The sequence below is a fragment of the Bradyrhizobium cenepequi genome, assembly GCF_020329485.1.
In the GTDB taxonomy this organism is placed as follows: Bacteria; Pseudomonadota; Alphaproteobacteria; order Rhizobiales; family Xanthobacteraceae; genus Bradyrhizobium; species Bradyrhizobium cenepequi.
The window spans coordinates 63,667-89,023 of sequence record NZ_JAGKJI010000029.1; the positions used below are offsets into that span (position 1 = coordinate 63,667).

General features: G+C 62.8%; 27 protein-coding genes. 8 read left to right on the plus strand and 19 right to left on the minus strand.

Annotated features, from left to right (window positions below):
• Positions 1 to 284: 284 nt before the first annotated feature.
• From J6497_RS26350 to J6497_RS26360, 3 genes are all read left to right on the plus strand, one after another.
• A complete protein-coding gene (locus J6497_RS26350) occupies positions 285 to 2,063 on the plus strand; it encodes a NirA family protein (RefSeq protein WP_225707194.1) in 1,779 nt (592 codons plus the stop codon).
• Complete coding sequence (locus tag J6497_RS26355; RefSeq protein WP_225707195.1) at positions 2,060 to 3,664, plus strand: sulfite reductase subunit alpha; 1,605 nt, start codon at positions 2,060 to 2,062, stop codon at positions 3,662 to 3,664. Before J6497_RS26350 ends, J6497_RS26355 begins: the two co-directional genes overlap by 4 nt.
• Positions 3,665 to 3,839: 175 nt before the next feature.
• Positions 3,840 to 3,992 (plus strand): hypothetical protein, encoded by a 153-nt coding sequence (locus tag J6497_RS26360; RefSeq protein WP_225707196.1) that lies wholly within the window; start codon positions 3,840 to 3,842, stop codon positions 3,990 to 3,992.
• 21 nt (positions 3,993 to 4,013) lie between these two features.
• Here the strand turns inward: J6497_RS26360 and J6497_RS26365 are convergent, their stop codons facing one another.
• Genes J6497_RS26365 through pxpB form a run of 3 tightly spaced genes read right to left on the minus strand, consistent with a single transcriptional unit; the run spans position 4,014 to position 6,592 of the window.
• Positions 4,014 to 4,787 carry a LamB/YcsF family protein gene (locus tag J6497_RS26365; RefSeq protein ID WP_225707197.1) on the minus strand — a complete coding sequence of 258 codons (774 nt, stop codon included), beginning with the start codon at positions 4,785 to 4,787 and terminating at the stop codon, positions 4,014 to 4,016.
• Positions 4,788 to 4,820: 33 nt separating this feature from the next.
• Positions 4,821 to 5,864, minus strand: coding sequence for a 5-oxoprolinase subunit C family protein (locus tag J6497_RS26370; protein WP_225707198.1), 1,044 nt, complete (start codon positions 5,862 to 5,864; stop codon positions 4,821 to 4,823).
• Positions 5,861 to 6,592 (minus strand): 5-oxoprolinase subunit PxpB, encoded by a 732-nt coding sequence (gene pxpB / locus J6497_RS26375; protein ID WP_225707199.1) that lies wholly within the window; start codon positions 6,590 to 6,592, stop codon positions 5,861 to 5,863. Before pxpB ends, J6497_RS26370 begins: the two co-directional genes overlap by 4 nt.
• A gap of 209 nt (positions 6,593 to 6,801) precedes the next feature.
• Here pxpB and J6497_RS26380 point away from each other — a divergent pair, with 209 nt between their 5' ends.
• Both J6497_RS26380 and J6497_RS26385 read left to right on the plus strand, forming a co-directional pair.
• A complete protein-coding gene (locus J6497_RS26380) occupies positions 6,802 to 7,500 on the plus strand; it encodes a ribonuclease activity regulator RraA (protein ID WP_225707200.1) in 699 nt (232 codons plus the stop codon).
• A gap of 23 nt (positions 7,501 to 7,523) precedes the next feature.
• Entirely contained in the window at positions 7,524 to 7,928 is a 405-nt protein-coding gene (locus J6497_RS26385) for a (R)-mandelonitrile lyase (protein WP_225707201.1), read from the plus strand.
• Between the two features lie 72 nt (positions 7,929 to 8,000).
• On the opposite strand, the gene J6497_RS26390 is transcribed toward J6497_RS26385, so the two are convergent.
• Together J6497_RS26390 and J6497_RS26395 are read right to left on the minus strand one after the other, a co-directional pair.
• Positions 8,001 to 8,786, minus strand: a complete 786-nt coding sequence (locus J6497_RS26390; RefSeq protein ID WP_225707202.1) for a DUF2147 domain-containing protein — start codon at positions 8,784 to 8,786, stop codon at positions 8,001 to 8,003.
• 183 nt (positions 8,787 to 8,969) lie between these two features.
• Positions 8,970 to 9,749, minus strand: coding sequence for a transporter substrate-binding domain-containing protein (locus tag J6497_RS26395; protein ID WP_225707203.1), 780 nt, complete (start codon positions 9,747 to 9,749; stop codon positions 8,970 to 8,972).
• A 92-nt stretch (positions 9,750 to 9,841) separates the two neighbouring features.
• Here J6497_RS26395 and J6497_RS26400 point away from each other — a divergent pair, with 92 nt between their 5' ends.
• A complete protein-coding gene (locus J6497_RS26400; RefSeq protein WP_225707204.1) occupies positions 9,842 to 10,354 on the plus strand; it encodes a DUF1993 domain-containing protein in 513 nt (170 codons plus the stop codon).
• Positions 10,355 to 10,362: 8 nt separating this feature from the next.
• Here J6497_RS26400 and J6497_RS26405 read toward each other — a convergent pair whose 3' ends face one another.
• The 7 genes from J6497_RS26405 to J6497_RS26435 form a co-directional block, all read right to left on the minus strand.
• Positions 10,363 to 10,779: a hypothetical protein gene (locus tag J6497_RS26405; RefSeq protein WP_225707205.1), complete on the minus strand. Its 417-nt coding sequence runs from the start codon at positions 10,777 to 10,779 to the stop codon at positions 10,363 to 10,365.
• Between the two features lie 102 nt (positions 10,780 to 10,881).
• The gene (locus tag J6497_RS26410) at positions 10,882 to 12,306 is read right to left on the minus strand and encodes an amidase (protein WP_225707206.1); all 1,425 of its coding nucleotides are present in this window, start codon (positions 12,304 to 12,306) and stop codon (positions 10,882 to 10,884) included.
• Between the two features lie 158 nt (positions 12,307 to 12,464).
• Positions 12,465 to 13,454: a hydroxyacid dehydrogenase gene (locus J6497_RS26415; protein ID WP_225707207.1), complete on the minus strand. Its 990-nt coding sequence runs from the start codon at positions 13,452 to 13,454 to the stop codon at positions 12,465 to 12,467.
• A 31-nt stretch (positions 13,455 to 13,485) separates the two neighbouring features.
• The gene (locus J6497_RS26420) at positions 13,486 to 14,586 is read right to left on the minus strand and encodes an ABC transporter ATP-binding protein (protein WP_225707208.1); all 1,101 of its coding nucleotides are present in this window, start codon (positions 14,584 to 14,586) and stop codon (positions 13,486 to 13,488) included.
• A 4-nt stretch (positions 14,587 to 14,590) separates the two neighbouring features.
• The gene (locus J6497_RS26425; RefSeq protein ID WP_225707209.1) at positions 14,591 to 15,502 is read right to left on the minus strand and encodes a carbohydrate ABC transporter permease; all 912 of its coding nucleotides are present in this window, start codon (positions 15,500 to 15,502) and stop codon (positions 14,591 to 14,593) included.
• Positions 15,502 to 16,440: a carbohydrate ABC transporter permease gene (locus J6497_RS26430; RefSeq protein ID WP_225707210.1), complete on the minus strand. Its 939-nt coding sequence runs from the start codon at positions 16,438 to 16,440 to the stop codon at positions 15,502 to 15,504. The genes J6497_RS26425 and J6497_RS26430 overlap by 1 nt, the downstream gene beginning before the upstream one ends.
• Positions 16,441 to 16,563: 123 nt before the next feature.
• On the minus strand, positions 16,564 to 17,904 hold the full coding sequence (locus J6497_RS26435; protein WP_225707211.1) for an ABC transporter substrate-binding protein: 1,341 nt from the start codon (positions 17,902 to 17,904) through the stop codon (positions 16,564 to 16,566).
• Between the two features lie 437 nt (positions 17,905 to 18,341).
• Between J6497_RS26435 and J6497_RS26440 the strand changes: the two genes are divergently transcribed.
• Positions 18,342 to 19,061, plus strand: coding sequence for a Spy/CpxP family protein refolding chaperone (locus J6497_RS26440; protein WP_225707212.1), 720 nt, complete (start codon positions 18,342 to 18,344; stop codon positions 19,059 to 19,061).
• Between the two features lie 256 nt (positions 19,062 to 19,317).
• Here the strand turns inward: J6497_RS26440 and J6497_RS26445 are convergent, their stop codons facing one another.
• From J6497_RS26445 to J6497_RS26470, 6 genes are all read right to left on the minus strand, one after another.
• The gene (locus J6497_RS26445) at positions 19,318 to 19,719 is read right to left on the minus strand and encodes a VOC family protein (protein ID WP_225707213.1); all 402 of its coding nucleotides are present in this window, start codon (positions 19,717 to 19,719) and stop codon (positions 19,318 to 19,320) included.
• A gap of 118 nt (positions 19,720 to 19,837) precedes the next feature.
• Positions 19,838 to 21,025 (minus strand): acyl-CoA dehydrogenase family protein, encoded by a 1,188-nt coding sequence (locus tag J6497_RS26450; RefSeq protein WP_225707214.1) that lies wholly within the window; start codon positions 21,023 to 21,025, stop codon positions 19,838 to 19,840.
• Between the two features lie 12 nt (positions 21,026 to 21,037).
• Positions 21,038 to 22,444, minus strand: a complete 1,407-nt coding sequence (locus J6497_RS26455) for an MFS transporter (RefSeq protein ID WP_225707215.1) — start codon at positions 22,442 to 22,444, stop codon at positions 21,038 to 21,040.
• A 190-nt stretch (positions 22,445 to 22,634) separates the two neighbouring features.
• Positions 22,635 to 23,282 (minus strand): DsbA family protein, encoded by a 648-nt coding sequence (locus J6497_RS26460; RefSeq protein ID WP_376708275.1) that lies wholly within the window; start codon positions 23,280 to 23,282, stop codon positions 22,635 to 22,637.
• A gap of 96 nt (positions 23,283 to 23,378) precedes the next feature.
• Positions 23,379 to 23,540 (minus strand): MFS transporter, encoded by a 162-nt coding sequence (locus J6497_RS42525; RefSeq protein ID WP_225707216.1) that lies wholly within the window; start codon positions 23,538 to 23,540, stop codon positions 23,379 to 23,381.
• Positions 23,537 to 24,592: an MFS transporter gene (locus tag J6497_RS26470; RefSeq protein ID WP_225707217.1), complete on the minus strand. Its 1,056-nt coding sequence runs from the start codon at positions 24,590 to 24,592 to the stop codon at positions 23,537 to 23,539. Before J6497_RS26470 ends, J6497_RS42525 begins: the two co-directional genes overlap by 4 nt.
• A gap of 95 nt (positions 24,593 to 24,687) precedes the next feature.
• On the opposite strand from J6497_RS26470, the gene J6497_RS26475 reads away from it, so the two are divergent.
• A complete protein-coding gene (locus tag J6497_RS26475; protein WP_225707218.1) occupies positions 24,688 to 24,906 on the plus strand; it encodes a hypothetical protein in 219 nt (72 codons plus the stop codon).
• A 171-nt stretch (positions 24,907 to 25,077) separates the two neighbouring features.
• Here the strand turns inward: J6497_RS26475 and J6497_RS26480 are convergent.
• Positions 25,078 to 25,357, minus strand: a 280-nt coding sequence (locus J6497_RS26480) for a transposase (RefSeq protein ID WP_225705104.1), incomplete at its 5' end; no start/stop codon positions are given.

Here is a 25,357-nt window from a genome sequence, read left to right on the forward strand (position 1 = left end):
CAACGAGGCTTACCTCCGGGTTTCCAGGCTGCTCGTCTAATACACTGAAATAGCGCGATATTTTCTTCGGCGACGTCTGGCACGTAAGTTGAATGTTGCAGTGCAGCCAGCCTGTCGCAGATGTCTGCTGGCTCACGTCCAAGATGGATTTCCGCAGCAACGAAGCTGATCGGACCGCTCCCAGGGATCAAGCAAGGCAGTCCTAGGCCAAGCCGGGTTCCGAGCGGTCGCTTTCCACGCCGTTGACGCCACTCGCCGTGGCCGCAGGAGCTTCGTCGCAGACCATGAAAATCGAGCCGCTCTCAGTCGACTTCACCGACGAGCAGAAACGTTACCTCGAAGGCTTTGCCACTGGCCTGCAGATCAGCCGGGTCGGCCGCGGGCTTGGCGGGAGCGCGGCCAAAGCCAATGCCGAGCCGACGGGTCCGGATGCCACGCATATCAAGGCACAGGACAAGGTCGTCGCGTCAGGCAAGAAGCTCGTCGACCAGGAAAAATTCAAACGCGACGAGCATCCCTTCGATGCCTATCCGCGCTTGAAGCAACAGGCGCTCGACAATGCGCCACCGTCGCCCGCTGATAATTTCCGCTGGCGTTATTTCGGCCTGTTCTACGTCGCTCCGGCGCAGGATTCGTATATGTGCCGGTTGCGCATTCCAAACGGCATCCTGAAGCACTGGCAGTTCACTGGCCTTGCCGATCTCGCCGAAGAACTCTGCGGCCCGTACTGCCACGTCACAACGCGCGCAAATTTGCAGGTGCGCGAGATCCCGCCCAAGAATGCGGTGAAACTGATTGAGGGCATCCAGGATCTAGGCCTGTGCTCGCGCGGCTCCGGCGCGGACAATATCCGCAACGTCACGGGCACACCGACCGCGGGCATCGACCCGCAGGAATTGTTGGACACACGCGCTTACGCGCGCGAGTGGCACTACCACATTCTCAACGACCGCTCGCTCTACGGCCTGCCGCGCAAGTTCAACGTCGCCTTCGATGGCGGCGGAAGGATCGCGGTGCTGGAAGAGACCAACGACATCGCCTTCACGGCGGTAGAAGTGCAGGAGGGATTCGGCGTGGAGCCCGGCGTCTGGTTCCGGCTCGGGCTCGGCGGCATCACCGGACACAAGGATTTTGCAAAATACTCGGACATCATTGTCAAGCCGGAGGAGGCGACGAAGGTGGCGGACGCCATCGTCCGCGTCTTCATCGATCTCGGTGACCGCACCAACCGCAACAAGGCGCGGCTGAAATATGTTCTTGATGGGATCGGTCACGACCAGTTCCTGAAGCTCGTCGAGGAGCGGCTGAAGAAACCCTTCAGCCGCGTGCCGGGCGAAGCACTGGCGCCGCGGCCTCCGACGGACCGCATGGCGCATATCGGCGTCCACAAGCAGAAGCAGGAGGGACTGAACTGGATCGGCGTGTCGCTGCCGCTCGGCAAGATCACCTGCAAGCAGATGCGTGGACTGGCCAAGATCGCCCGCGATCTCGGCGACGGCGAGATCCGCCTGACGGTCTGGCAGAACCTGCTGATATCAGGCGTGCGCGACGAGAATGTTGAACTCGCGATCGCCGCGATCAAGACGATGGGGCTCGCGGTCGAGGCCTCGCACATCCGCGCGGGGTTGATTGCCTGCACCGGCAATGCCGGCTGCCGCTTCGCCGCATCGAATACCAAGCGCCATGCTGCCGAGATCGGCGACTGGTGCGAGCCGCGTGTTGCCATGGACAAGCCGGTCAACATCCATGTCACCGGCTGCCATCATTCCTGCGCCCAGCACTATATCAGCGACATCGGCCTGATCGCAGCGAAAGTGGATGTCGGCGAGGATACCGATCCGGTTGAGGGTTATCATCTCTTCACCGGCGGCGGCTTCGGCCCCGACGCCGATGTTGGGCAGGAGGTCTATCACGACCTCAAGGCAGAGGACGCGCCGAAGACGGTCGAGAAGCTCCTGAAGGCCTATCTGGCGCACCGCTCATCATCAGACGAATCCTTCCTTTCCTTCGCGCGCCGCCATGATGGCGAGACGCTGCGCCAGCTTGCCGAGGCATCCGCATGAACCAGATCACGCCTCCACCGAAGCTCGACATCATTCCCGCCAGCGCGCCGTTCTCCGACGCGCAGCGCTCCTGGCTCAACGGCTTCTTTGCGGGACTCCTGTCGCCTGACGCTGCGACGCCGCTGTCGGCGGAGCAGGGAGCGGCCGTTATGCAAGGCCCTGCCGGCGATGGCGATGATGGCGAAGCGCCTTGGCATGACCAGATGATGCCGATCGCGGAGCGCATGAAACTCGCCGAGGGGCGGCCGCTGCGGCGGCGCATGATGGCGGCGATGGCGCAGCAGGATTGCGGGCAGTGCGGCTACAACTGCCATGACTATTCGGAAGCGATCGCCAACAAGAGCGAAGCGCGGATCAACCTCTGCGCCCCCGGCGGCAAGGAAACCGCGCGGATGCTGAAGTCGCTCTATGAGGAACTCGACAAGGCGCCATCAGCGCCACCGGCGGCTGCGGCGCCCGCGCCTGCGGCCACAATGCCCGCCGCCGAACCCGGGCGCTCGCGCGACAATCCAGTGCCCGCAAAGTTTGTCTCGCGGCGACTGCTCAACAAATCCGGCTCCGAGAAGGAGACCTGGCATATCGAGTTCGATCTCTCCGGCTGCGGGCTCGATTATGTCGTGGGCGATTCATTCGGCATCTTTGCGAAGAACGACCTCGGCCTGGTCGACCAGATCATCGCGCTGCTCGGCGCGTCGCACATGACCGAAGTTCGCGGCAAGACCCTGCGCGACGTCCTGCTCAATGATGTCTTGCTGTGCCCGGCGCCGGACTCCCTGTTCGAGCTGATCACCTATCTGACCGGCGGTGCGCAGCGCGAGAAGGCGCGGGCGCTGGCGCAAGGCGAGGATCCCGACGGCGATGCCGCGACGCTCGACGTGATGGCGGTACTGCAGAAATTCCCGAAGGTGCGGCCGCATCCGGAAGCCTTCGTCGAGGCGCTGGAGCCGCTGCAGCCGCGGCTGTATTCGATCTCCTCGTCACACAACGCGACACCCGGGAAATTGTCGCTAACGGTCGACTGCGTGCGCTACGTCATCAACAAGCGCCAGCGGCTTGGGCTGGCCTCAACCTTCCTGGCTGAGCGCGTCAATCCGGGCGACGAGCTGAAGGTCTATGTGCAGAAGGCGCACGGATTCGCGCTGCCGCAGGATGCCAAGACGCCGATCATCATGATCGGACCGGGCACCGGGATCGCACCGTTCCGCGCCTTCCTGCTCGATCGCCGCGCTACCGGCGCGCCTGGCAAGAACTGGCTGTTCTTCGGCCATCAGCGTAGCGACTGCGATTTCTTCTATGCCGACGAGCTCAATGCGATGAAGACGGCAGGCCTGCTCACGCGACTGTCGCTTGCCTGGTCGCGCGACGGCGAGAAGAAGTTCTATGTGCAGGACCGCATGCGCGAGGTCGGCCGCGAGCTCTGGACCTGGCTTGCGGAAGGCGCGCACGTCTATGTCTGCGGCGACGCCAAGCGCATGGCCAAGGATGTCGAACGCGCGCTGGTTGACATTGTCGCCCAGTTCGGCGCCCGCTCGGTGGATGAGGCGATCGCCTTCGTCGCCGACCTCAAGAAGAAGAGCAGGTTCCAGCTCGACGTCTACTGAGCGGCAAATCCGGCCCAAATTCGAGCGAATAATATTCTTCTCCGATCGCGAGGCGGAGAAGTTTTCCCTTCAAGGGAACTGGCTGGAAGCGCCCACATCGCTATTTTTCCGATCGTCTTGCGTTCGACCACGAACGCCATTCCATATGCTGCGGATGTTGCATTGGAGATCGACGATGCGCGAACTATCGGCGGAAACCCGCCTGCATCTTTATACGCGCAGCACGTCACGGAAATCGGGGACGGGTTTCCACATCATTGCGCTCTACAGCGCATTCGCCGTCATCGCGGCGATCGTGTTCGGCACGCTGTCCGTCCATCCGTTTTGATGCGCGGAAATTGTGGGCGGATTACTGCGCTGTCTTGAACGGCGCGACCGTGATCCCGGCATTCTTCAACGCCTGCCGCACGCCACGCGCGATTTCGACAGCCCCGGGCGTGTCGCCGTGGATGCAGACCGTATCGGTGCGCATCTTGATCACCTTGCCGGTGACCGAAACCACCGCGCCGTCCTGCACCATCCGCACCACGCGATCGGCGATCGCCTTGGGATCGTGCAGCACCGCCCCCGGCTTCTTGCGCGAGACCAGATTGCCGTCGTCCTCATAGGCGCGGTCGGCGAACACTTCATGCGCTAGGCGGAGATTGGCTTCCTCGCCGGCGCGCACCAGCTTCGAGTTGGCGAGCACGACGAAGATCAGGTTCGGATCGACCGCCTTGATCGCGCTCGCGATCGCTTTCGCCGTCATGTCGTCTTCGCAGGCGACATTGGAGAGCGCGCCATGCGCCTTCACGTGGGTGACCTTGTGGCCGGCCGCGGTCGCGATCGCCTGCAGCGCGCCGATCTGGTAGGCGACGAGGTTTTCGATCTCGGATGATTTCAGGCCGGGAACCGGCCGGCGGCCAAAGCCATGCAGATCGCGATAGCCCGGATGGGCGCCGATGCTCACGCGGCGCGCCTTTGCCAGATCCACGGTGCGGCGCATGATGTCGGCGTCGCCGGCATGGAAACCGCAGGCGATGTTGACGGAGGTCGCCAGCTCGATCATCGCGGCATCGTTGCCCATCTCCCACGGGCCGAAGCTTTCGCCGAGATCGCAGTTGAGGTCGATCGTTGTTGTCATGGTGCTGTCCCGCTTTGCGTGGGTGGTTCTTGGCTAACTAGTCGCTGATTCCGCGACCTGCCATGTGGCGGCGTCAACGGCATTGACGGCGTGCCCCGCAACATTGGCCGCGCTCAGCGCTTCAAGGTTGAGATCAAGGCTTTCGAGCGGCCGCAGCCGGTCGGGCAGGGTGTGCAACAGTTCGGCAAATTTTCGAGCCTCGGCTTGCGCTTCGGCCATGGTGACCGCCTTGAAGCGGAACGCGCGGCCCGCAGAAATCTGGGCAAAGCGGCCAAAATCGGCGGTGATTACCGTCGCGATCTTGGGATAGCCGCCGCTGGTGCCGCGGTCCGGCATCAGCACGATCGGCTGGCCGTTGCCGGGCACCTGGATGCTGCCGTTCACGGTGCCATCGGAGACGATGTTGTGACCGTGCAGATGCTTGATCACCGGACCCTCGAGCCGGTAGCCCATGCGGTCGCTGGTCGCGGAAACCTTCCACTCGCTGTCCAGGAACAGTTTTTTGCTGTCCTCGGAGAATTCGTCGTCCTGCGGACCGAACAGGATGCGGATCGGCGCGTCCGGTTGTTCGGGCAATTCGATCCGCCGCTCGGCCGCGCCGCTGGCGGATTGTACCTGCAGTTCATCGCCGCTCTGGAGTGGGCGTGGATAGGGGCTGCCGAGGCCCGCGCGTGCGTTCACGGCGAGACTGCCGAACATCGGCTCCCCTGCAATCCCGCCCTCGATCGCGAGGTAGCTGAACGCGCCGCCCTTGGCGAAGCCGAGCGTCAGCGTCTCGCCATCGGCCAGGGTTGCGGAGCTATCAAACGCCACGGGTCGTCCGGCGATGTCAGCGCTGCGCGAGGCGCCTGAGAGCGCAATACGTACCGCGCCGCAGTGCGCGGTGAAGGCCGCGCCAAACGGACCGATCTCCACGGCAGCGGCGAACGGCTCATTGCCGACCAGCGTATTCGCGATCGCCAGCGAGAGGCGATCCATTGCCCCGCTCGGCGTCAGACCATAGCGTTGCGAGCCCGGACGGCCGCCGTCCTGCACGGAACTCGCCGGACCGATCGAGGAGACGATGAGCTTGCTCATGCGGCGACCAGTTCGGCGACGAACTCGCCGGCTTCGGCGGCGCGGTCCTGCTCGGCGAAGGTCTTGGCGTCAACCGGCGTGAAGCTGACGGTGTCGCCCGGCTCGAGCAGGAAGATCGGATCGCGGTGAAGCTGGTAAGTGCGAACCGGGGTGCGGCCGAGCAGGTGCCAGCCGCTGGGTCCGGCGATGCACTGGATCCCGGTCTGTACGCCGCCGATCGAAATCGTGCCGGCAGGCGTCAGCACACGTGGACTCTGGCGGCGCGGCAAGTGCAGGAACTTGTCCAGGCCGCTGAGATAGGACCAGCCGGGGGTGAAACCAATCATGGCGACGCGGTAATCGCCGGCGACATGGCGTCTTACGATTTCGTCGGGCGTCGCGTTGAGGGTCTTGGCGACGTCCTCGAGGTCGATGCCATGTTCGCCCCCGTACGCCACGGGGATGCGCCAGCGCCGCGTTCTTGCGGCGGCCGGATCGGGGCGCTGCGCCAGTCCGAGTAATTGTTCCCCCAACGCTTCGAAGCCGATATGGACAGGGTCATAGTGCACGAGCAGCGAACGATAGGTCGGAACGGTTTCGGTCACGCCGGCGACCGGCACCGCGGCAAGGTTGCGATCGAGCGCCAGCACCCGCCGGTTGGCGGCGTCATCGATGTCACGGCTGAATTCCACCGTGATAGCGCTGTCGCCACTCGGCAATAGGCGTGGGGGGGCTTGGCTCGCGGCCATGGCGTCATTGCTCATCGCGCATCAAGCTAGCGTGTTTCAGAGCGAAGTGGAATTCGGCCTGTGAAAAATCACCAAACAACTTCAATAAATTAAACCACGGGCTGGCGATAAGATAGCGTAATCGGTCTTGTATTCTCGCCCTTGACGCGAGTGCTGCGGCTCGCAAGATGCGCGCGCCAAATCATTCCCACCGGAGCCGATCTTTCAAGATGTCCCTGACTGCAGAAGCCATCGCGACGCTGTCGCACGTGTCCACCGCCACCATCACCACGGTCCTGCTCAAGAAGGGGCTGCGTAACGTCTGGATGCGCGGCACCAAGCCGCTCAGGCCGGGCCAGAAACGGCTGGTCGGACCCGCCTTCACGCTGCGCTTCGTGCCGGCGCGCGAGGATCTGGCGACGCCGGAATCCTGGTCGTCTCCGATCTCGACCCGCACCGCGATCGAGGCGATGCCGGAAGGCTGTATTGCCGTGGTCGATGCCATGGGCGTCAGCGACGCAGGAATCTTCGGCGACATCCTCTGCGCGCGGATGATGAAGCGTGGCGTGAGCGCGCTGATCACCGATGGCGTGGTGCGCGACGTCGAGGGCGTGCTCGGCACGGGACTGCCGGTGTGGTGCAACGGCTTTGCCGCGCCGCCATCCGTCGCCGGATTGACTTTCGTCGGCTGGGGCGAGCCGATCGGCTGCGGCGGGGTGGCGGTGTTCCCGAACGACGTCGTGGTCGCCGATCAGGACGGCGCGGTGCTGATCCCGCAGGCCTTCCTCGACCAAGTGCTGGCCGAAGGGCCGGAGCAGGAACGGATGGAGGCCTGGATCGTCAATGAGGTGAACAATGGCGCGCAACTGCCGGGCCTCTATCCGATGAATGCCGAGACCAAGGCGCGCTACGCCGCGAGCAAGAAATAACTTCAAAAGAGCGAGGTAAGCCTATGGAAATCCATATCGCTGGCATGCGGCCGACCCGTCGCGGGCCGGCCGAATATTTCACCGGCACGGTGCTGCAGGATCCCGTCATCATGGCGCCAGGGCCGGCGCGGCTGAACTCTTCGCGCGTCTCCTTCGAGCCGGGCGCGCGCACCGCCTGGCACACCCATCCGCTCGGCCAGACGCTCTACGTGATCTCGGGCATCGGCCGGGTCCAGGCCGAGGGCGGTCCTGTCAGGGAGATCAGGCCCGGCGACGTGGTCTGGATTCCGCCGAATGAAAGGCATTGGCATGGCGCTTCGCCAACCAACGCTATGACACACATCGCAATGCAAGAAGCGCTCGACGGCGTCTATTCGAACTGGATGGAGCATGTCACCGACGAGCAGTATAACGCGAAGGTCGGCTAGTTCTCCAACTGGATAATCGCGCAGCGCTCCTTCAATGCGCTGCGCTCCGTCCACGCCACCAGGCGGCGAAGCTCAGTTCACCCGCGTCCAGGTCTGGCCGCCGCAGAACATGCCGCCGAAGGCGCAGCCCTGCACGCGCAGCGTGTCGGAGCCCTTCAGCGCGATCGTGGAGTCATAGGTACTGCCGGTGTTCGGATCGAGGATGCGGCCGCTCCATTTGTCCTTGCCGGGCTTCATGTTGATCAGGACCTGCTCGCCGTTCTGGTTCGACGTCTTGTCGACGGCATAGCCGCAGAGATTGGTGCCGCACTGCTCAATGCGGACTTGACCTTCCTTCTCCTCTGTAAGCCACATCCCGATTGGGGAATTGGCCTGCGCTGCCGCCGCGGGCGTCACAGGCTTCGCGACTGGCGCCGGAGCGGCTGTCGCGACTGTCGGGGCTGGCGCTTGAGGTGGAGGCGAAGGAGGCGAGGCGGGCACCGCGGTCTGCTGGCTCTGCGGCGCTGGCGGGCTGGGCGGTGAGGTCTGAGGCATACCCGCGCCATTACTCGGCGCGACGGCGGCCGTTGTGGCTTCGGTGGAGGTCGCTGCCGCAGGCGGCGCAGCAGGACCGGGCGCCGGAGCTGGCGCGGATTGTGAATCGGTCTTGGCTTCCTGGTTCGACTTCTGCTTGCGAGTGCCTTCCTCGCTCTTGGCGCGCTTGGACTTGTGGCCGGTATTATCGTAGACGCCGGGGATCGAGACGGTGCCGCGATCGGGGTCGATGCGGATGGTGCGGCCGCCATATTCGAAGGTGTACTGGGCGTGCGCTGCAGTGCTCGCAAGCAAAAGCGCAGCGATAGCCAGAAGCTTCTTCATGATGACCTCCTGAGCAGGAATCCCCGGTCAGCGAAACTACACATCAGCAACCTGATGCAACGTGACCTGGATCACTTTCAAAACGTAAGTCGTGTACTAGCGGCTTTGGTTCAAACGGCTGGCCGCCAGTCTAGTTAGAGCTCGTCAGGTGGTCAATTTTCCTGGCTTTTGCCGCCGGTCGGATCATTCGAACCAGGCGGCATAGATGCGTTTGAACGTGCCGTCCTTCATCGCGATGTCCAGCCATTGATCCACGAAGAACTTCAGCGTGACGTCGCGCTGCAGCCAGTAGGCCTTTTCGGCAAAGTCGAACGGCTGATCGGGATGCACAGCGCAGAGCACGCCGGGATGCTGTTTCTGCTGGTAGCGCGTCTCGGACGCATCCGTCATCATCAGGTCGGCATCGCCCTTGACGATCTCGTCAAAAATCCTGGTGTTGTCGTTGAAGACCTTGATCTTGGCGTTCTTCATATGCGCCCGCGCGAAGCGCTCATTGGTGCCGCCGGGATTGACGATGACGCGCGTGCCGGCATGGTCGATCTCGGCGACCGTCTGGTACTTGTTGACGTCCGTGCAGCGCGTGATCGGCGTCTTGCCTTCGCGCATGACGGGGATCGAGAAGAACCCCTTCTTCTGGCGATCGAGCGTGATCGAGACGCCACCCATCGCAATGTCGAAGCGATCGGCTTCCAAATCGTTCGTCATCTGTGGCCAGGCTGTCTTGACATATTCCACCTTGACGCCGAGCGCCTTGCCAAGCGCTTCCGCCATGTCGACATCGAATCCCCTGAAGGCGGAAGTCGTCTTGTCGACAAAGCTGAACGGCGCGTAATCGCCGGTCATGCCGACCCGCAGCGTGCCGCGCCGGATGATGTTGTCGAGCCGGGACGGCGCCCCTTGCTGGGCATGGGCGGGAGCCATCATCAGCATGGCGGCCGCAAGGCCGACGAATGCCCGCAACATCAATCTTTCCTCCATCGATTGCTTCGATGCTAATTTGTTGCAACGGCTTTAGATGAGATGTGCGCGTCGAACCAGTCAAAGGAAGTAAAATCGTGACAATCTCGGTTTACGAAGCATCGGTCGGCGTATTCGTGCCGTATCTTGGCAATCTTTCCGGGCTGCTCGATCACGCCTCCGCCTACGCACGAAACATCGATCCTGCCGTGCTGCTCGGCATGCGGCTCTATCCGAACATGTACAGTTTCAGACAGCAGGTCGGGGAAGCCAACCGTCATGCGATCGCCTGCTGCGCGCTGCTCGCCGGGCAGGAGCCAATCAGATTCAGCGATATCGAACCTGATCTTGACGAACTCAAGCGCAGGATCGCGGCCGCGATCGATTTCGTCCAAAGCCTGCCGCGTGCTGCGATCGACGAGGCCGGCGACAAGGAGGTGGTGTTCACGTTCAAGAGCGGCGCGCAGCGCAAATTCACCGGACGATCGCTGCTGCTGAGCTTCAGCGTACCGCAATTCTTCTTTCACGTTACAACCGCCTACGACATCCTGCGGCACGCCGGCGTTGATCTCGTTAAGAAGGACTTCCTGGGGCCGCCAAGACCGGCGTAGCTGCGAAGTTAGATCTCGCCGCCTTCCTCGCGGACCAGGCTGGCGACAGCGGCACGGCTGGACATTTCCTGCTTCAAGACCTCGAAGCGCTGATGTGCGTCGGCCTCGCGGTCGTCGACGAACTTGATCGCGGCCTCCCGATCCATCGGGCCGCTCACCATGGCCTTCGAATTCTCGCCGATGGTCTCGTCGACATAGTACTGGCCATCCTGCTCACGCACCGTCCACTTGAAGCGGAGGGCGGCCATCGGGCCAGGGCCGACCTTGGAATAGCCATTCGCCTCCAGCGGCGGAGGCCTCGCGGGCGTGTCTTCGACGGTCTCCGGCTCGGCCTGCGGCTTCTCGATCGGTGGCGGCGCTTGCTGCTCGTCCAAAATGCTGGCGATGGCCGCAAGCGCATTGTCAGTAGGATCGCTCTGGCTCAAAATCTTTTTCCTTGGAAGTTGGTTGGCAAAGATGGCTGCCGACGCTTCCCATTTACTCAACCCGGAATGAGGCTGAGATTTGGCCCCGTGGCAGCTTTTCCCCTACGCGCATACTGGTGGGCGCTTGTCCTTCCAGGGCTGCGCCTGCTCGAGCTGGCCGGCCAGGCGGAACAGCGTTGCCTCGTCGCCAAGCTTGGCCGCAAACATCATGCCGAGCGGCAGGCCGTCCTTGCTCCAGGCGAGCGGCACCGACATCGCGGGCTGTCCGGACATGTTGAACATCGAGGTACCCGGCATATAGCGCCGCAGGATCGGCCCGATATGCGACAGGTCCTCGGACATGGTGTTGATCTCGCCAAGCCGGATCGGTGGCGTGCACAGCGTTGGACTTAAGAACACGTCGCAGCCCTCGAAGAAGATCGCAAGGCTGCGCGAGATCTGGAACGCCGCGAGCTGCATGGCGATGTAGTCCGCAGACGCGATGGTCTGCGCATTGTGGGCGCTTGCGAGCGACAGCATTTCAAGATCGTCACGTGTCACTGCGCGACCGATGCGTTGCTCGATGGTGCGCACCGCGACTGCCGTGTTCGCGCTCACGATGGCGGTCATCACGACGGTGGGGTCGGCGGGAAGGATGGGGGAGCGCTCCTCGACGTGATGGCCGAGGTCGGCGAGCAGTATTGCGGTGTCGCGAACGGCCGCGGCGACCTCCGGGTCGATCGCATCCCCATAGGGCGATTTGTCCGTGAAGGAGACGCGAAGCTTGCCGGGGTCGCGGCCGACCTCCTGTGAGAATGGCCGCACCGGCGGCGGCGCGACATAGAGGCTCCACGGCTCCGGACCATGGATCGCGTCCATCATCACGGCGCTGTCGCGCACGCTGATGCTGACGACATGCGCGGTCGAAAAGCCGCTCCAGCCCTCGCCGCGATCGGGACCGACCGGGTTGCGGGCCCGGCTTGGCTTCATGCCGAACACGCCGCAGGCGGAAGCAGGGATGCGGATCGAGCCGCCGCCGTCGCTGGCATGCGCCACGGGCAGGATGCGTGCGGCGACAACGGCAGCGGCGCCGCCGGAGGACCCGCCCGAGGAATGCGCGAGGTTCCAGGGATTGCGGGTGGGCCCGAACAGGCGAGTCTCCGTGGTCGGCATCAGCCCGAATTCCGGGCTCGAGGTCTTGCCGAAAATGGTCACGCCGGCGTCGAGGAAGCGCCGGGTGAGGGTGCTGCTGTGATCGGCAACAAAATCCCGATTGACGCTGGCACCCGAGGTTGTGCGGGTTCCCTGCAGGAGATCGAGGTCTTTCAGAAGGAATGGTACCCCCGTGAACGGTCCGTCCGGTAACCCCCTCTCGATCTGTTGCTCGGCATAGTTGTAGTGCTTGACGACAACGGCGTTGATCTCGGGATCAACCTTGGTCGTGCGGTCGATCGCCTCGTCGAGCAATTCGCGCGCAGTGACCTCTTTGTTGCGGACCAGCTCGGCGAGGCCCACCGCATCGTAGTTGCCGAATTCCTTGAAAGCCATATTCCACACCTAGAGCCGAACGGCGCATCTTCGACGCGTTTCGTCTCTATCCCTCTTGTTTGGAGCCTGACCTGTCGGAGGACCAGTATCCACCGGGTCATGCACTGATGACAGGCCGATCGTTGTCGGCCCATCCGAAGATAGACGGTTCTATCGGATTAGTTGAGCACGTCCTGGTTGATCACGTTGTGCCGCAGCGGGGCGCCGTCCAGGACGCTCAGGATGTTGCGCGCGGTCTGCTCGCTCATCCGGTCGACAGCCTCGACGGTGACGCCGGCAACGTGTGGCGCCATGATGACGTTCGGCAGGCTGTGCAGGGGCTGACCGACCGGCGGCGGCTCCTGCTCGAACACGTCAAGGCCGGCGCCGGCGAGTCTTTCGGACACCAGCGCATCATAGAGCGCCGCTTCGTCGACGAGGCCACCGCGCGCGGTGTTGATCAGATAGGCGGTCGGTTTCATCCGCCGCAGGCGCGCGGCATTGAACATGCCGATCGTCTCCGGTGTCCTCGGACAATGGATGGTGACGAAATCGGCACGCGGCAGCGCTGCGTCGAGATCCGGCACCGCTTCGCAGCCGGCGGCCGCGATTTCGCTGGCCGGCTTGTAGGGATCGTAAACCAGCACCTGCATTTCCATCGCGAGGCACCGTTTGGCGGTGCGGGTGCCGATGCGGCCGAAGCCAACGATCAACACCGTCTTGCCGTAGAGATCGAAAGGCAGCACGCCGAGCCGGTTCGCCCAGGTGCCGTCCTTGACGACGGCATGCATTTCCTGCGCGCGCTTGGCCAGCGTCAGCATCATGAACAGGGCGTGTTCGGCCACCGACGGCGAGTTCGCCGTGCCAGCCACCATCAGGGGCACCTTGCGGCGCGAGAGTGCGGGGACGTCGACCGCGTCGTAACCGACGCCGATCCGCGTCACCACCTTCATGTCTCCGGACGCTTCGAGCTCCGGCTCGCCGAAACGGGTGGCGCCAAGCGCCACACCATGCACTGGCGCATGCTGTCTCAGCAAGGCCTCGAAATCCTTGGCGGAGATCAGGTTGGGAAATTCGACGAGTTCGATGTCGTCCCGTTCGTTGAGGAGAGCCCGTGCCCCTGGCGAGAGTGTTTGGGTGACGAAAATCTTCTTCTTGTTGGTGGCCATTTCCTGCCCTTAGCTATTGCGTAATACGCCGTCAAAGGACGACGCCCGTCACCTCGTTTAGCAAATGCATGTTGTTGAGGTCCACAGCCAAGCGGAGCGGGGCGCCATCCTGCGCGCCGGCATTGGGATTGACCCGGCCGCAGACCTGGCTGCCCTCGAGGGTGAAATAGACCAGGGTCTCCATGCCCATCGGCTCGGTGACGTCGAGCACGGTGTCGAACGGCTCGACCCCGGGCGCCAGATGCTGCCTGGCTTCGATGATGTGTTCCGGCCTGATTCCGAGCAGCAGCTTGTCGGTGCGCGGCACCGCCTGGTAGCGGGCGGCTCGGACCGGCGGCATTGGAAAGGCAAGACGGTCGGTCAGGCGCAGATGCAGGCGGCCACCGACATCCTCGAGCCGGCAGGGCACGAAGTTCATCGCCGGCGAGCCGATGAAGCTGGCGACGAAACGGGTCGCCGGCTTGTGGTAAAGCTCGTTCGGCGTGCCGATCTGCTCGATGCGGCCGTGGTTCATCACCACCACGCGGTCGGCGAGCGTCATCGCCTCGACCTGATCGTGGGTCACGTAGACCGTGGTGGTGCGGACCTTCTGGTGCACCTTCTTGATCTCGATCCGCATCTGCACACGCAATTTAGCGTCGAGGTTCGACAGCGGTTCGTCGAACAGGAACACCTTGGGATTGCGCACGATGGCGCGGCCCATGGCGACGCGTTGGCGCTGGCCGCCGGAGAGTTGCTTCGGCTTGCGGTCGATCAGGTCGGTGATGTCGAGCATGCGCGCGGCTTCCGCCACCCGGCTCTTGATCTCGGCCTTGGGATAGTGCTTCAGCCGCAGCCCGAACGACATGTTCTCGGCCACCGTCATATGCGGATAGAGCGCGTAGTTCTGGAACACCATCGCGATGTCGCGGTCTTTCGGCGGTACGTCGTTGACGATGTCACCGCCGATCGTGATGTCGCCATCCGAGATGTCTTCCAGCCCAGCGATCATGCGCAACGTGGTCGACTTGCCACAGCCGGAGGGACCGACCAGCACCACGAACTCATGGTCGGCGATGTCGAGATCGATGCCGCGCACCGCCTCGACTTCGTCATAACGCTTCACAACCTTTCGCAGCGAAACTTCAGCCATGAGTTCAACCCTTTGTCGCGCCGGCGGTCAGGCCGGCAATGTAGTAGTCCATCAGGAAGGCGTAGATGATCAGCGGTGGCGCGGCGCCGAGCAGCGCCCCGGTCATGATCTGTCCCCAGTTGAACACGTCGCCCTTGATCAGCGTGGTGATGATGCCGACCGGCAGCACCAGTTGATCCGTCGACGTGGTAAACACCATCGGATAGAGGAACTGCGCCCATGACACCGTGAAGGCGAAGATGGTCGCGGCGATCAGGCCAGGCAGCGCCACCGGGATGAAGATCCGGGTCAGCGTCTGAAACCAGGAGGCGCCGTCGATGATCGCGGCCTCATCGAGCTCCTTCGGGATCGAGGCAAAATAGCCGATCATGATCCAGGTGCAGAACGGCACCGTCAGCGTCGGATAGATGAACAGCAGAACGTACCAGCGGTTGATTAGCTGGATGCCTGTCCAGTCGCCGATCAGCGCAAACGTCTTGAACAGGGGAATAAAGAGAAGGCTGTCGGGAATGAGGTAGGTCAGGAATACGCCGGTCGCGAGCGTCGCCGAACCCCAGAATTTCATCCGTGCAAGCGCGAAGGCTGCCGGCACGCTGATCAGCATGGTGATGGTCACGACGATGATCGAGACCCAGGCCGAATTCCAGAAAAAGCGCAGAAACTGGTTCGAGGTCAGAAGCTGGATGTAGTTCTCCAGCGTCGGATGGTAAACCCACCACGGATTGGTCGCCGCCGAAATCTCCGCGCTGCTCTTGAGCGAGGTGATCAGCATGTAAAGCGGCGGCGTCAGCGAGAAAATCGCGAACACAGTGAGGAAGAAATACGACCAGCGCAGCGCCCAGGCGCGGTCGCGGCTCATGCTGCCATATTTGACCTTGCGGCGAGGGCCGGCCTTGTCAATCGTGAGCGTGCTCATCAGGCTTCGTTCCCGCGTTTGGAGATGTCGCGCAGGATGAAGATCGCTGCGACGGCTAGGATCGGGACCATGAATAGTGAGACACTGGCGCCAAGTGGGATGTCGCTGCCCTCTATGCCGACGCGGAACGCCCAGGTTGCGAAGATGTGGGTGTGGTCGAGTGGGCCGCCGGCTGTCAGGATCCGCACGATATCGAAATTGGCGAAGGTGACGATCAGCGAGAACAGTGTCGTGATCGCGATGATGTTGCGCATCATGGGCAGCGTCACGTACCAGATGCGCTGCCACCAATTGGCGCCGTCGATTGCGGCCGCCTCATAGAGCTGATCGGGCACGGATTTCAGCGCCGCCAGATACATGATCATGAAGAACGGCGCGCCATACCAGACATTGACCAGGATGACCGAGAAGCGCGCCCACATGGCATCGCCGGTCCACGGGATCGGCCCGATGCCGAAGAAGGATAGCGTGTAGTTGAAGGCGCTGTAGGACGGATCGAACAGCCACAGCCAGGCGAGCGTGCTCATCGCCGGCGGGATCACCCAGGGCACGAGCAACATGCCGCGCCATCTGCGCTGCTTGTTGGCGGGAACGTTGTGCACGAAATGCGCGACGATGAAGCCGATCAGTGCTTTGAAGATCACCGCCGAGATCGCGAAGATGCAGGACTGCTTCACGACCAGCCAGAACGTATCGCGCTTGAACAGGAATTCGAAATTGCCCAAGCCGATGAATTTCGTCATCGACTTGTTCAGCGTCGCCAGATGCAGCGAGTAGAGGGCAGGATAGACCACAAGCAGGGCGACCAGCAGGATCAGCGGTAGCGCCATCAGGAATGCCACAGTCGATTTCCGCTTGAGCGCGTAGTGCAGGCTTGACCGCTTGCCAACGCTTGGCCGGTGGGCGACGCGCCTTTCCTGAAATACGACATCAGCCATGACTATGTTCCTTGTAAGCTGGTCCCGCCGCGCAAGGGCGCGGGCCGATTCCCGATCGCGCAGGCGTAGGGGCGAACGCGCCGGACGGCCCACGCGGTGAGCCGTCCGGCAGCATCGTTCCGCTTAGCTCCGCATGAAGCCCTCGCACTCGCCTTCGGCCCAGGCGAGCGTGCTTTCCATCTTCTCGCCCTGCGAGTAGCGGAGCGCCATCTTCGTCAGCGTCGCCTGTGTGTAGATCTGCTGTGCCACCTTGGGCGGCGCCGGCGAAGCCGCGATCGACAGCTTCTGATGGTTGTAGGGGTTCGGATAGTGATAGAGCGTGCCCTTCGGCGGCCCTTCTTCCGCCCACGTCTTCAAGGTGGTCAGTTTCTCATACGCCGGCAGATCGTAGCCACCGCTCGCCGCGACGAGCTTCTCGATCGACGACGGTTGCGACAGATGCGTGAGCAGGCTCTTGGCCGCCGCCTTGTTCTTGGAGAAACTCCAGGTGAGCCAGAAGAACGGCAGATAAGGCGCGAACCGGCCCTTCGGCCCAGCCGCGAATCCGTGCGTCCAGCACTGCTCGGCAACTTGTGGCGCATCGCGCTTGGCGACAGCCCAGGCGCTTGGCGGATTCATGATCAGTGCGCCCCGGCCGGACACCAACCACTTGTTGTTCGAAGCATCGTCCCAGGCCGCCGCATCCGGCGGCAGGAAGGCGATGAGCTTCTTGTAGTACTCAAGCGCTTGCCGAACAGCGTCGGTCTTCACGGTCAGGTTGCCTTTGGCGTCGACGAGTTCTGCGCCGAACGAGTTGAAGATCGCACCCGCGGCATCGACGCTGTCGCTGGTTTCGCCGAGACCGATGCCAAAGGGATGGCCGGCCTTATGGCAGGCCTCCGCCGCTTTGAGGAACGTATCCAATGTCCAGTTGTCGGCTTTCGGCGGACTGCCAGCCGGGTACATCGCCTGCACGTCGATATTGGCGTGTTTCTTCATCAGGTCGATGCGGGAGCAGGGCCCCTTGATCTGGCTGCCGATGCAGGCGGGAACTCCGAGCCACTTGCCCTTGGCCTGGCCGAGATAATTGACGGTGTCGTTCACGGCGCCGTTCTGTTTGATGATCGGTTCCATGATATCGTTGACGGGTTCAAGCAGCTCGGCGTAGGCATGCGCCTGCCAGGTCGCCTGGGCCAGAATATCATGGCCGGACCGGGCCTGGGCTTCGGCTGCCATCGTCAGGAGAGTCTTGTTGCCCTGGCTCGTGATGTAATCGATCTGAACTTCGACCTTTTCCTTCTCGGCCCATTCATTGACGAGAGCCGTCGAGGTCTTGTTGGCCCCGGGGACCCAGTGATCCCAGAAACCAATCGCGAGCTTGCCCGCTGCATGGGCGCCGCGGATGTAAGGAGCCGTAATCAGCGCTGCCGATGACAGCGCCGTAGCCGCAACAAATTCTCGTCGAGAAAGCTTCTTCCGTGACATGGCGTTCCCTCCCTGGTGAGCCGACGGTCAAAGACTTGCGAAATCTCGTTTTTGTTTTTTTGCTCGCCGCATTCGAGGCGGCGGGGCGATTTCCTCGAACGAGATCAGAGCAGAATTGTTGGCGCCTGTCGAGAAACCAGGTGCGCGCTTTCCTAGAACTAACGTTGTGTACAAATTGCAGGCAGTCAGGCCTGTTAATCTTCGCGCTATGCCTGCCGCAGGACGCCGGCAGGCATCTTTTTGCGGCGCACGCGAGCGGCTGCGGAGCCGCGAAGCGGGCGATCCAAGTGGCCCCTCGCGGCTTTTCGTCGTCGGATCGAAGGGTCGCGACAGGTAGACCTGCTCGCGGCGAGAACGATAAGGTCCGGATCTGCGGCCCTTCAGCTGCAATCGAACGTCAGACCGGTAACCCACGATCGATCATGGAGACTCCGATCATGCCAAGCCTGGTATCGAAGCTGCGTGCGCGCTTGAGGCTATGCGCCGCGCTGGCGGTGGCTGCCATCCTGTGCGTCAACTCGTCGCCGCGCGCCAACGCGCAGGGGTTGGTTCAGGGAGTCCAGCAGGGCGCCCGCGAAGGCAGCAAAGCGGCCGGGCCGGTCGGTGGCGTCTTGGGCGGTGCAATCGGAGGCGTGGTTGGCGTGGTCACGGGGGTGACCGGCGTGCTCACCGGCACCAACCGCAACCCGGCGCCGGCCGACAAGCAAGGCGCTCCGGCCAAGAGCAGCAAGGCTGCAAAGGCCAGCAAGGACAAGACCGCCAAGCAGCCGCAGATGCTGACCCAAACGAACGCGCCGCAGCTCACGGCCGAACAGATTGTTGTCAACAGCGACGCCAATATCGAGCGGATCAAGAAGGAGCTGAACCTCACGCCCGAGCAGGAGAAGTATTGGGGGGCTTTCAATAGTGCGATGCACTATCTCGGCCACAACGGGGCCGATCGCGTGAACCTGCGCATTGCCCGTGCCCAGCGCGACCCGCCGGACGATGTCATCGAACAGATGCGCAACGAGGCCCAGTTCCTCAACGACCGCGCGGTCGACCAGCGCAACGTCGCCGATGCCGCCGAGCCGCTCTATGCAAGCCTCGACGACAAGCAGAAGCAGATCTTCATCAACGAAATGGTCCGCCTCAGCCACGAACGCGGACTGGATTGAGCGGCCGCCACCACGAATAGCCGGGTAACCATGCCCTGGGGTAGGTTGAAGGCGTGGCACCCGGCTATCCTGCCGCAGCGGCGCGGCCGCTCCAATCGTCATGCAAAGTTGAAGAAACCTCGACTGATTCAGGCCGGACTTATGGCTGATTGAAGGTCTTGTCGGGAACCCGTTGGCGCGGCGCTATAAAATGGCATCGGCCAGCGTGGGGCTGGCCGATGAGGGGGGTGGCGGGCTTACACCTGAAGAGCTTCCCTCAGGCCTTGGCGAAGTTGAGTTCCACGCCCACCCCGTCCGGGTCGTAGAGGAAGAACTGGGTATCGCCGGTCCGTGGCACGATGCTTTCGCGGAATTGAACCTTGTGCTCCCGCAGGCGCCTGCGCACGCCATCGACGTCGGTGGCGGAAAAGGCGATGTGGTCGAGTCGGCCCGTGTCCTCGTATTTCTTTTCGGTGCCGCGGACCACGATGCCTTCGCGCGGCTTGCGGGTGCCCATCAGGTGCACGGTGGCGAGGCCGCCGGAGTATAGCCAGTAGCCGGGGAAATCGAGCGGCGGGCGCTCGCCGTTCTCCAGACCCAGCACGTCGCAATAGAAATTCTTGGTCTTCTCGAGGTCCTGGGGTTCGATCGTGTAGTGCTGCAGTGGACCAAGCGGCATGGTGTTCTCCTTGGAAGCTATAGCGTTTTCGAGCAAAGTGGATACCGGTTCGCGTGAAGAAAACGCGTCAAAACAAGAATCCAGAGCTTCGGTTCTGATTCGAATCAGAACCGAAGCTCTAGACGAAGGTGAGGTCGCAGTCGGCACCCATCATCCAGGCGCCGACGGTTTCGAAATGGCTGAGCCGGCCCTGCAACTGCTGGGTCACAGTGTGGATGTCGCGGAAGCGGCGCTCCAGCGGATGCCCGTCGAAGATCGCGGTGGCGCCCGCGGCATTGTAGGCGAAGTCGACGGCCTCGCGCGCCTTGTGGATGGCGTGGGTGGCGGCCATGCGAATGGTGATCCGCTGCTCGATCGTAATGTCGTTGCCGGCGACGAGGTCCTTCCAGATGTCGGCCATCGACTGCAGCACGAAGCCGCGCGCGGCGCGCAGATGGACTTCGGCCTGGGCCAGGCCGGACTGCACCACGGCGTTGTCGCGCAGCGGGCTCTTGGCGCCGCGCGGTACCTTGTTGCGCGCCATGTCGACGAAATTATCGAGCGCGCCGCGGGCGATGCCGCAAGCGACGCCGGCAAAACCGACCTGGTAGCAGGTGCCAGAACCCATCCGGTAGAGCGGGCCGTCCTCGCGGCGTTCGCGGTCGAATTCGCGGGTGATCGAATGGTCCGCGCGGACGAAGAAGTCGTTCAGCGTGAACTGGTCGCTCGCGGTGCCGCGCAGCCCGACCGTATTCCAGATGTCGGTCCATTCGACGTCCTCGGTCCGCACCAGCATGGTGCGCTCGATCTGCGAGGCGTTGGCGTCGCGTTTCGGCATGCCATCGGCTGCATAGATCGGGCAATGCGCGCCCAGCCAGGTGGCGTGCCGTCCGCCGGACGCGAACGACCAGGTGCCGGTGACCCGGTAGCCACCTTCGCATTCGACCGCCTTCACCTTCGGACCTGGACCCCAGGCCAGCACCGCCCGGGGATCGCTGAACACCGCATGTGCGACCGGCAGGTCGAGATAGGCGGCCGCCATTGCGCAACCGCCGGCCTGGCTCAGGCACCACGCCGTCGAGGCATCAGCCTGGGCGATGATCTCCATGACTTGGAAGAAGGTGAGGGGATCGGTCTCGATCCCCTGTGATGATTGCGGCAGCAACAGGCGAAACAGCCCGTAATCATGGAGCTGGTCAAGCAGAGGAGATGGCAACCGACGCGTTTGCTCGATCTCGTTTGCGGCCGCTGCGACCAGCGGCTGGACAGCTTTCGCGCGGGCGATCACGGCTGGATCGCCCGCGAGTTCAGCAGACGTCGCGATCATCGCTCAAGGCTCCTAGGCTTGGCGAACCGACGCGGCGGCCGCCACGTCGGCGCCGGCCGTCAGCTCCCGATCGATCTGTTCGATCGACTTGCCCCTGGTCTCGATGCCGAGGAAATAATAGACCAGACCGGCCATCAGGAACCAGCAGCCGAGATAGACAAAGGCGGTCGGGATTTGTGTCAGCGGCACATCAGGCTTCAGGTAGTTGTTTGAGCCGACGATCAGCGCAAGGCCGACCGGACCGATGATCTTGCCGATGCCACCGAAGCCATAGGCCGAGCCCATGCCGGTGGTGCGCAGATGCGAGGGCCAGACCTCTGCCGCATAGGGCCCGACAATGGCAAAGCCGCCATCGGCGAAGAAGAATGCCAGGGTCAAGATCAGCCAGAACGCCGAGACGCCGAACAGCGTGGCGTCGTAATGATAGCCAGCGATGATCGTCAGCGCGCCCGCGCCGAAGCCGAGCAGGCCGCCGGCGGTCCGCCGTCCCAGGAGCTCCGAGAAATAGGAGAAGGAGATGCGGCCGAGGAAGCCCGAGAGGCTGAGCAGGATCATCATCCTGGCGGCTTCCTGTGGCGTCGCCTTCAGGATCAACACGAACAGCGCCGGCGCCCACAGGGTGACGCCGTAGACGCCGGTCTGGGCGCCGGCATTGCCGAGCCAGGAGACGATCAGGCTGCGCGGATATTTGAAGAGATCTAGCCAGCTCGTCTTGATGACCGGGCCGGCATCGGCCGCCGTCGGCAGCGGGAGAGAGGACGGCTCCACCTGGAGCGCCCAGGCCAGCGACTTGCGCGCTTCCTCGTAGCGGCCCTGGCGGCACAGCCAGCGCGGGCTCTCGGGAACCCAGAGCCGGACAAGCAGCACGAGCAGGGATGGCAGCAGGCCGATCGCAAACAACAGCCGCCACTGGTCTGAGCCCATGAAGGCACCAAGGATGGCGCCAAGTCCGACGCCGAGCGGGATCACGCAGGTGACGAGGCCGCCGATCCAGCCACGCTTGTGCGAAGGCATGAACTCCTGCACCAGCGGCAGGTCCACGCAATAGAGACCGCCGACGCCGGTGCCGACGAAGAAGCGCATGATCGTGAGATAGATCCAACCGTTGTCAGGCGTGAAATAGAGCAGGCCCGTGGCGATAGAGAAGTTGAGCACGGTGCCGACGAACACGATACGGCGCCCGACGCGGTCGGCGAGCCATCCCCAGACGTAGGCTCCGATGATTGCGCCGATACCGGAACTCATCAGCACGGTCGCCGATTGTCCGAAGGTGAGTTTCCACGGCCCGATCAGGAAGGCGAGCACGAATCCGATCAGGAAATAATCGAAGAATTCCAGCGCGTCGCCGATGATGGCAGCCGAAAGGATCTTGATCTGGTTGCCGGTCAGACGCCTCCGGCGATCGAGAATCTCGAACATGGCGTTTCCCCTTGGCGCCTGTTCAATTGGTTCAAGCGGGCGTCGCGCCCATCGCCCCGCCTATGGTTAACAAGGCTATCCTTGAGCCGCGGCGAACGACAAGCCCACCAACACGCGGGGCACGTCTGCGTTGTAACGATGAGGTGATGTATCCCGCTTTGCACAATCGCATTTGCGAGAGTAGACAGTTTCAGCGCTTGAGCAGGGTCTTGAGCTTCGCGTCCAGCTCCTCATAGGACATCGCTCCCTTCCATCGCTCGCCATTGACGAAGAAGGTTGGCGTCGCGTCGACCTTGAGCGTCTCCATTGCGTAGCGCTGGTCGGCAGCGATCTTGTCGAGCAGCGCCTGGTCGGTCTCGCAGGTTTCGACGTCCTGCTCGCTCATCCCGTTGAGCTTGCCGATCAGGATCAGCGTTTCCTTCGTTCGATCCATCAGGCCGGCCTGCTGCTTGAACATCGTCTCGATGACGGCGAAATGCTTTTCCGCATCGTCCTTGCCGATACAACGCACCAGCATCGAGGCGGCCGCTGCCTTGATGTCGAGCGGGAATTCGCGAAACACGAAGCGGACCTTGCCGGTGTCGATATATTTCGAACGGAGCATCGGAAATACGTTCTCGCCGAATGCGGCGCAGTGCGGACAGCTCATCGAGGCATATTCGGTGATCGTCACCGGCGCTTTCGGCGAGCCGATTGCGATGTCAGGCAATGATACGGGCTTGGTGACAGCGGCGGTCGCGCTTTGTGCCTTCGCGTCGCGATAGGCCTTCGGGAAAGGGAAAGCAAGCAGGATACCCAAGGCGAGGGCGGCGGTAGCGGCACGACTGAGAAGACGCAAAGAAGCACTCCGAGAACGAATGTCTTATTCCGATGGCCAGCTCCGTCCGATACTTAGGCACTCCGGTCCCCTGGAACCAGACCGGATTTGCAGGCGTCAATATTTCTTCATCTCGAAAGCAAAGCCGACCCATAACGCTACCGAGACCAAGCCAAGTGCGCCGAGCAGGACAAACGTAGGCGGATAGCCGATCCATTGCGCGATCCAACCGCCGAGGGCAGGGCTCAGCGAAGCGCCGACACCTTGAACGGTAATCACTGCACCCTGTCCGAGATTGATGCGGTCCCGTTCAGCGAGCGCGCGACCATTCCAGGGACGGCGACGCTCTGCAGGCCGGTCCCGATGCCATCAAGAATCTGCACGGGGAGCACGCCCCACCAGCCTGTGAGGAAGAACGCCAGGATGCCGCGCACCGGCAGCACCAGGAAGGACGCGAGAAGCACCGGCCAATAGCTGCGGCTTTCCGCCGCGCGCATGCCGACGATCGAGGTCACGATCATGACGGCCTGCGCGATCACGATCGTCGTCGCCACGAAATCCGGGCCGTTGGCATGGCCGCCGGCAACCGCGGCCAATCCATAGAGCGGAATGATCGCGGCATTGCCGAGATGGAAGGCGGCCAGCGCCAACGCGAGCACGAGCAGCGGTTTGTGCCTGGCCAGGACGGTGAAGCCGCTTGGCTGGCTCTCCGGATCATGCTCTCTCGCGCCGCGCGCGGCGTTGTTGTCGATGGCATCAGGTGGGATCAGGAGAACGCAGGCGATCGCAATGGCGCCGAAGATCGCCGCCAGCAGGAATACGGCCGTGTAGCCGTATTTCCAGCCAAGATAGCCCGATGCCGCTGCTCCGACCATATTGCCGGCATGGTTGAAGGCCTGGTTACGACCGTTCTGCCGGTTGAAGCCCTTCTGTCTGACGATGCCGAGCGTGATGCCGGTGACGGCGGGAATGATGGCGGCGCCGGCAAGCGAGGTCGCGATTTGCGATGCGGCGACGGTCCAGAAATTCTGCGAGACGAGAATCAGCGCTGATGCGGTGACAACGGCGACGCCCGGCACGATCACCCAGGCGCGCTTGTGACGGCTTGCATCGATGAAGCCGCCGATCGGGGTCGTGATCAGCATGCCCGCGACGTTACCTATCGTCATCGCGGTCCCGATCCAGCCGCTGGCCCAGCCATGTGCCTGCAGGAAGACGCCGACGAACGGCCCGATGCCGGACTGCATGTCCGCCATGAAGAAGTTCAGAGCGAGCAGAGGCCACAGCCGCGCCGCGTTGCCTGACCGCTCCTTCTTCATGCTGACACGCATGGCAAGTAGACTCACGGCTAGTTAAGCGATCACCAGATGATTCTCAGTGACCGGCGGCGGACTTCCGCTGCGGCGTCGGAACAAAGCGCGGGATCATGAATTTGAAGGCGATGGTTCAAATCGACGTTCTTGAAAAACCGATAGAGCGTATCAAGGAAACCTGCGTGATGATGGGCATCACGGAGAAGTTCGACCGCGCGCTTCCGGAGCTTGAGACGTTCCTGGAAGGCGAAGTGGCAAAGGGAGAAACCCGTGAGACGCGGCTGACTTACGAGGGGCTCTGCTACCTGAAGCACATCTTCTCGAGGAAATAGTCGCGTCGCTGCATACGGGAATGTTCTCACGGCGGGTCATCGGAAGACGGTCTCGGCATGCCTCCAGAGCCGTCGCAAGAGGTTTCAGATTTGCCGTCAACGTGGCGCAGTGGGGATCGTTCCTGATCGCCGTCCAGACGATCGCGCGGTTGGACTAGGGTCTGTTGGGATTCATCGGGAGTTTATCACGGCCGCGACCAGATGGATCATGGAGGCGAAGCTTTGATCGGTCTTTTCGGCGCGCATGGCGATGCGTTTGAACTCCTTGAGCTTGCCGAAGAAGTTCTCGATGAGATGCCGCCATTTGTACATCTCCTCGTCGATGGTGAGAGGCTTGGCGCGGCGCGGATGCTGGGAGATGACGACCTTGGCGCCGCGCGCATCGAGTTCGGCGATGATGGCGTTGCTGTCGAACGCCTTGTCGGCGATCAGCGCGTCGAAGGCCAATCCC

Excerpts from the sequence above, each read along its gene's own strand:
- J6497_RS26430 (WP_225707210.1), bottom strand. The coding sequence starts at position 16,440 with ATGGCTGATGTCGTATTTCAGGAAAGGCGCGTCGCCCACCGGCCAAGC.
- J6497_RS26425 (WP_225707209.1), bottom strand. The coding sequence starts at position 15,502 with ATGAGCACGCTCACGATTGACAAGGCCGGCCCTCGCCGCAAGGTCAAA.
- J6497_RS26395 (WP_225707203.1), bottom strand. The coding sequence starts at position 9,749 with ATGTTGCGGGCATTCGTCGGCCTTGCGGCCGCCATGCTGATGATGGCT.
- J6497_RS26365 (WP_225707197.1), bottom strand. The coding sequence starts at position 4,787 with ATGACAACAACGATCGACCTCAACTGCGATCTCGGCGAAAGCTTCGGC.
- J6497_RS26410 (WP_225707206.1), bottom strand. The coding sequence starts at position 12,306 with ATGGCTTTCAAGGAATTCGGCAACTACGATGCGGTGGGCCTCGCCGAG.
- J6497_RS26385 (WP_225707201.1), top strand. The coding sequence starts at position 7,524 with ATGGAAATCCATATCGCTGGCATGCGGCCGACCCGTCGCGGGCCGGCC.
- pxpB (WP_225707199.1), bottom strand. The coding sequence starts at position 6,592 with ATGGCCGCGAGCCAAGCCCCCCCACGCCTATTGCCGAGTGGCGACAGC.
- J6497_RS26355 (WP_225707195.1), top strand. The coding sequence starts at position 2,060 with ATGAACCAGATCACGCCTCCACCGAAGCTCGACATCATTCCCGCCAGC.
- J6497_RS26440 (WP_225707212.1), top strand. The coding sequence starts at position 18,342 with ATGCCAAGCCTGGTATCGAAGCTGCGTGCGCGCTTGAGGCTATGCGCC.
- J6497_RS26370 (WP_225707198.1), bottom strand. The coding sequence starts at position 5,864 with ATGAGCAAGCTCATCGTCTCCTCGATCGGTCCGGCGAGTTCCGTGCAG.
- J6497_RS26420 (WP_225707208.1), bottom strand. The coding sequence starts at position 14,586 with ATGGCTGAAGTTTCGCTGCGAAAGGTTGTGAAGCGTTATGACGAAGTC.
- J6497_RS26450 (WP_225707214.1), bottom strand. The coding sequence starts at position 21,025 with ATGATCGCGACGTCTGCTGAACTCGCGGGCGATCCAGCCGTGATCGCC.
- J6497_RS26455 (WP_225707215.1), bottom strand. The coding sequence starts at position 22,444 with ATGTTCGAGATTCTCGATCGCCGGAGGCGTCTGACCGGCAACCAGATC.
- J6497_RS26390 (WP_225707202.1), bottom strand. The coding sequence starts at position 8,786 with ATGAAGAAGCTTCTGGCTATCGCTGCGCTTTTGCTTGCGAGCACTGCA.
- J6497_RS26350 (WP_225707194.1), top strand. The coding sequence starts at position 285 with ATGAAAATCGAGCCGCTCTCAGTCGACTTCACCGACGAGCAGAAACGT.
- J6497_RS26470 (WP_225707217.1), bottom strand. The coding sequence starts at position 24,592 with ATGCGTGTCAGCATGAAGAAGGAGCGGTCAGGCAACGCGGCGCGGCTG.
- J6497_RS26380 (WP_225707200.1), top strand. The coding sequence starts at position 6,802 with ATGTCCCTGACTGCAGAAGCCATCGCGACGCTGTCGCACGTGTCCACC.
- J6497_RS26415 (WP_225707207.1), bottom strand. The coding sequence starts at position 13,454 with ATGGCCACCAACAAGAAGAAGATTTTCGTCACCCAAACACTCTCGCCA.
- J6497_RS26360 (WP_225707196.1), top strand. The coding sequence starts at position 3,840 with ATGCGCGAACTATCGGCGGAAACCCGCCTGCATCTTTATACGCGCAGC.
- J6497_RS26435 (WP_225707211.1), bottom strand. The coding sequence starts at position 17,904 with ATGTCACGGAAGAAGCTTTCTCGACGAGAATTTGTTGCGGCTACGGCG.
- J6497_RS26445 (WP_225707213.1), bottom strand. The coding sequence starts at position 19,719 with ATGCCGCTTGGTCCACTGCAGCACTACACGATCGAACCCCAGGACCTC.
- J6497_RS26475 (WP_225707218.1), top strand. The coding sequence starts at position 24,688 with ATGAATTTGAAGGCGATGGTTCAAATCGACGTTCTTGAAAAACCGATA.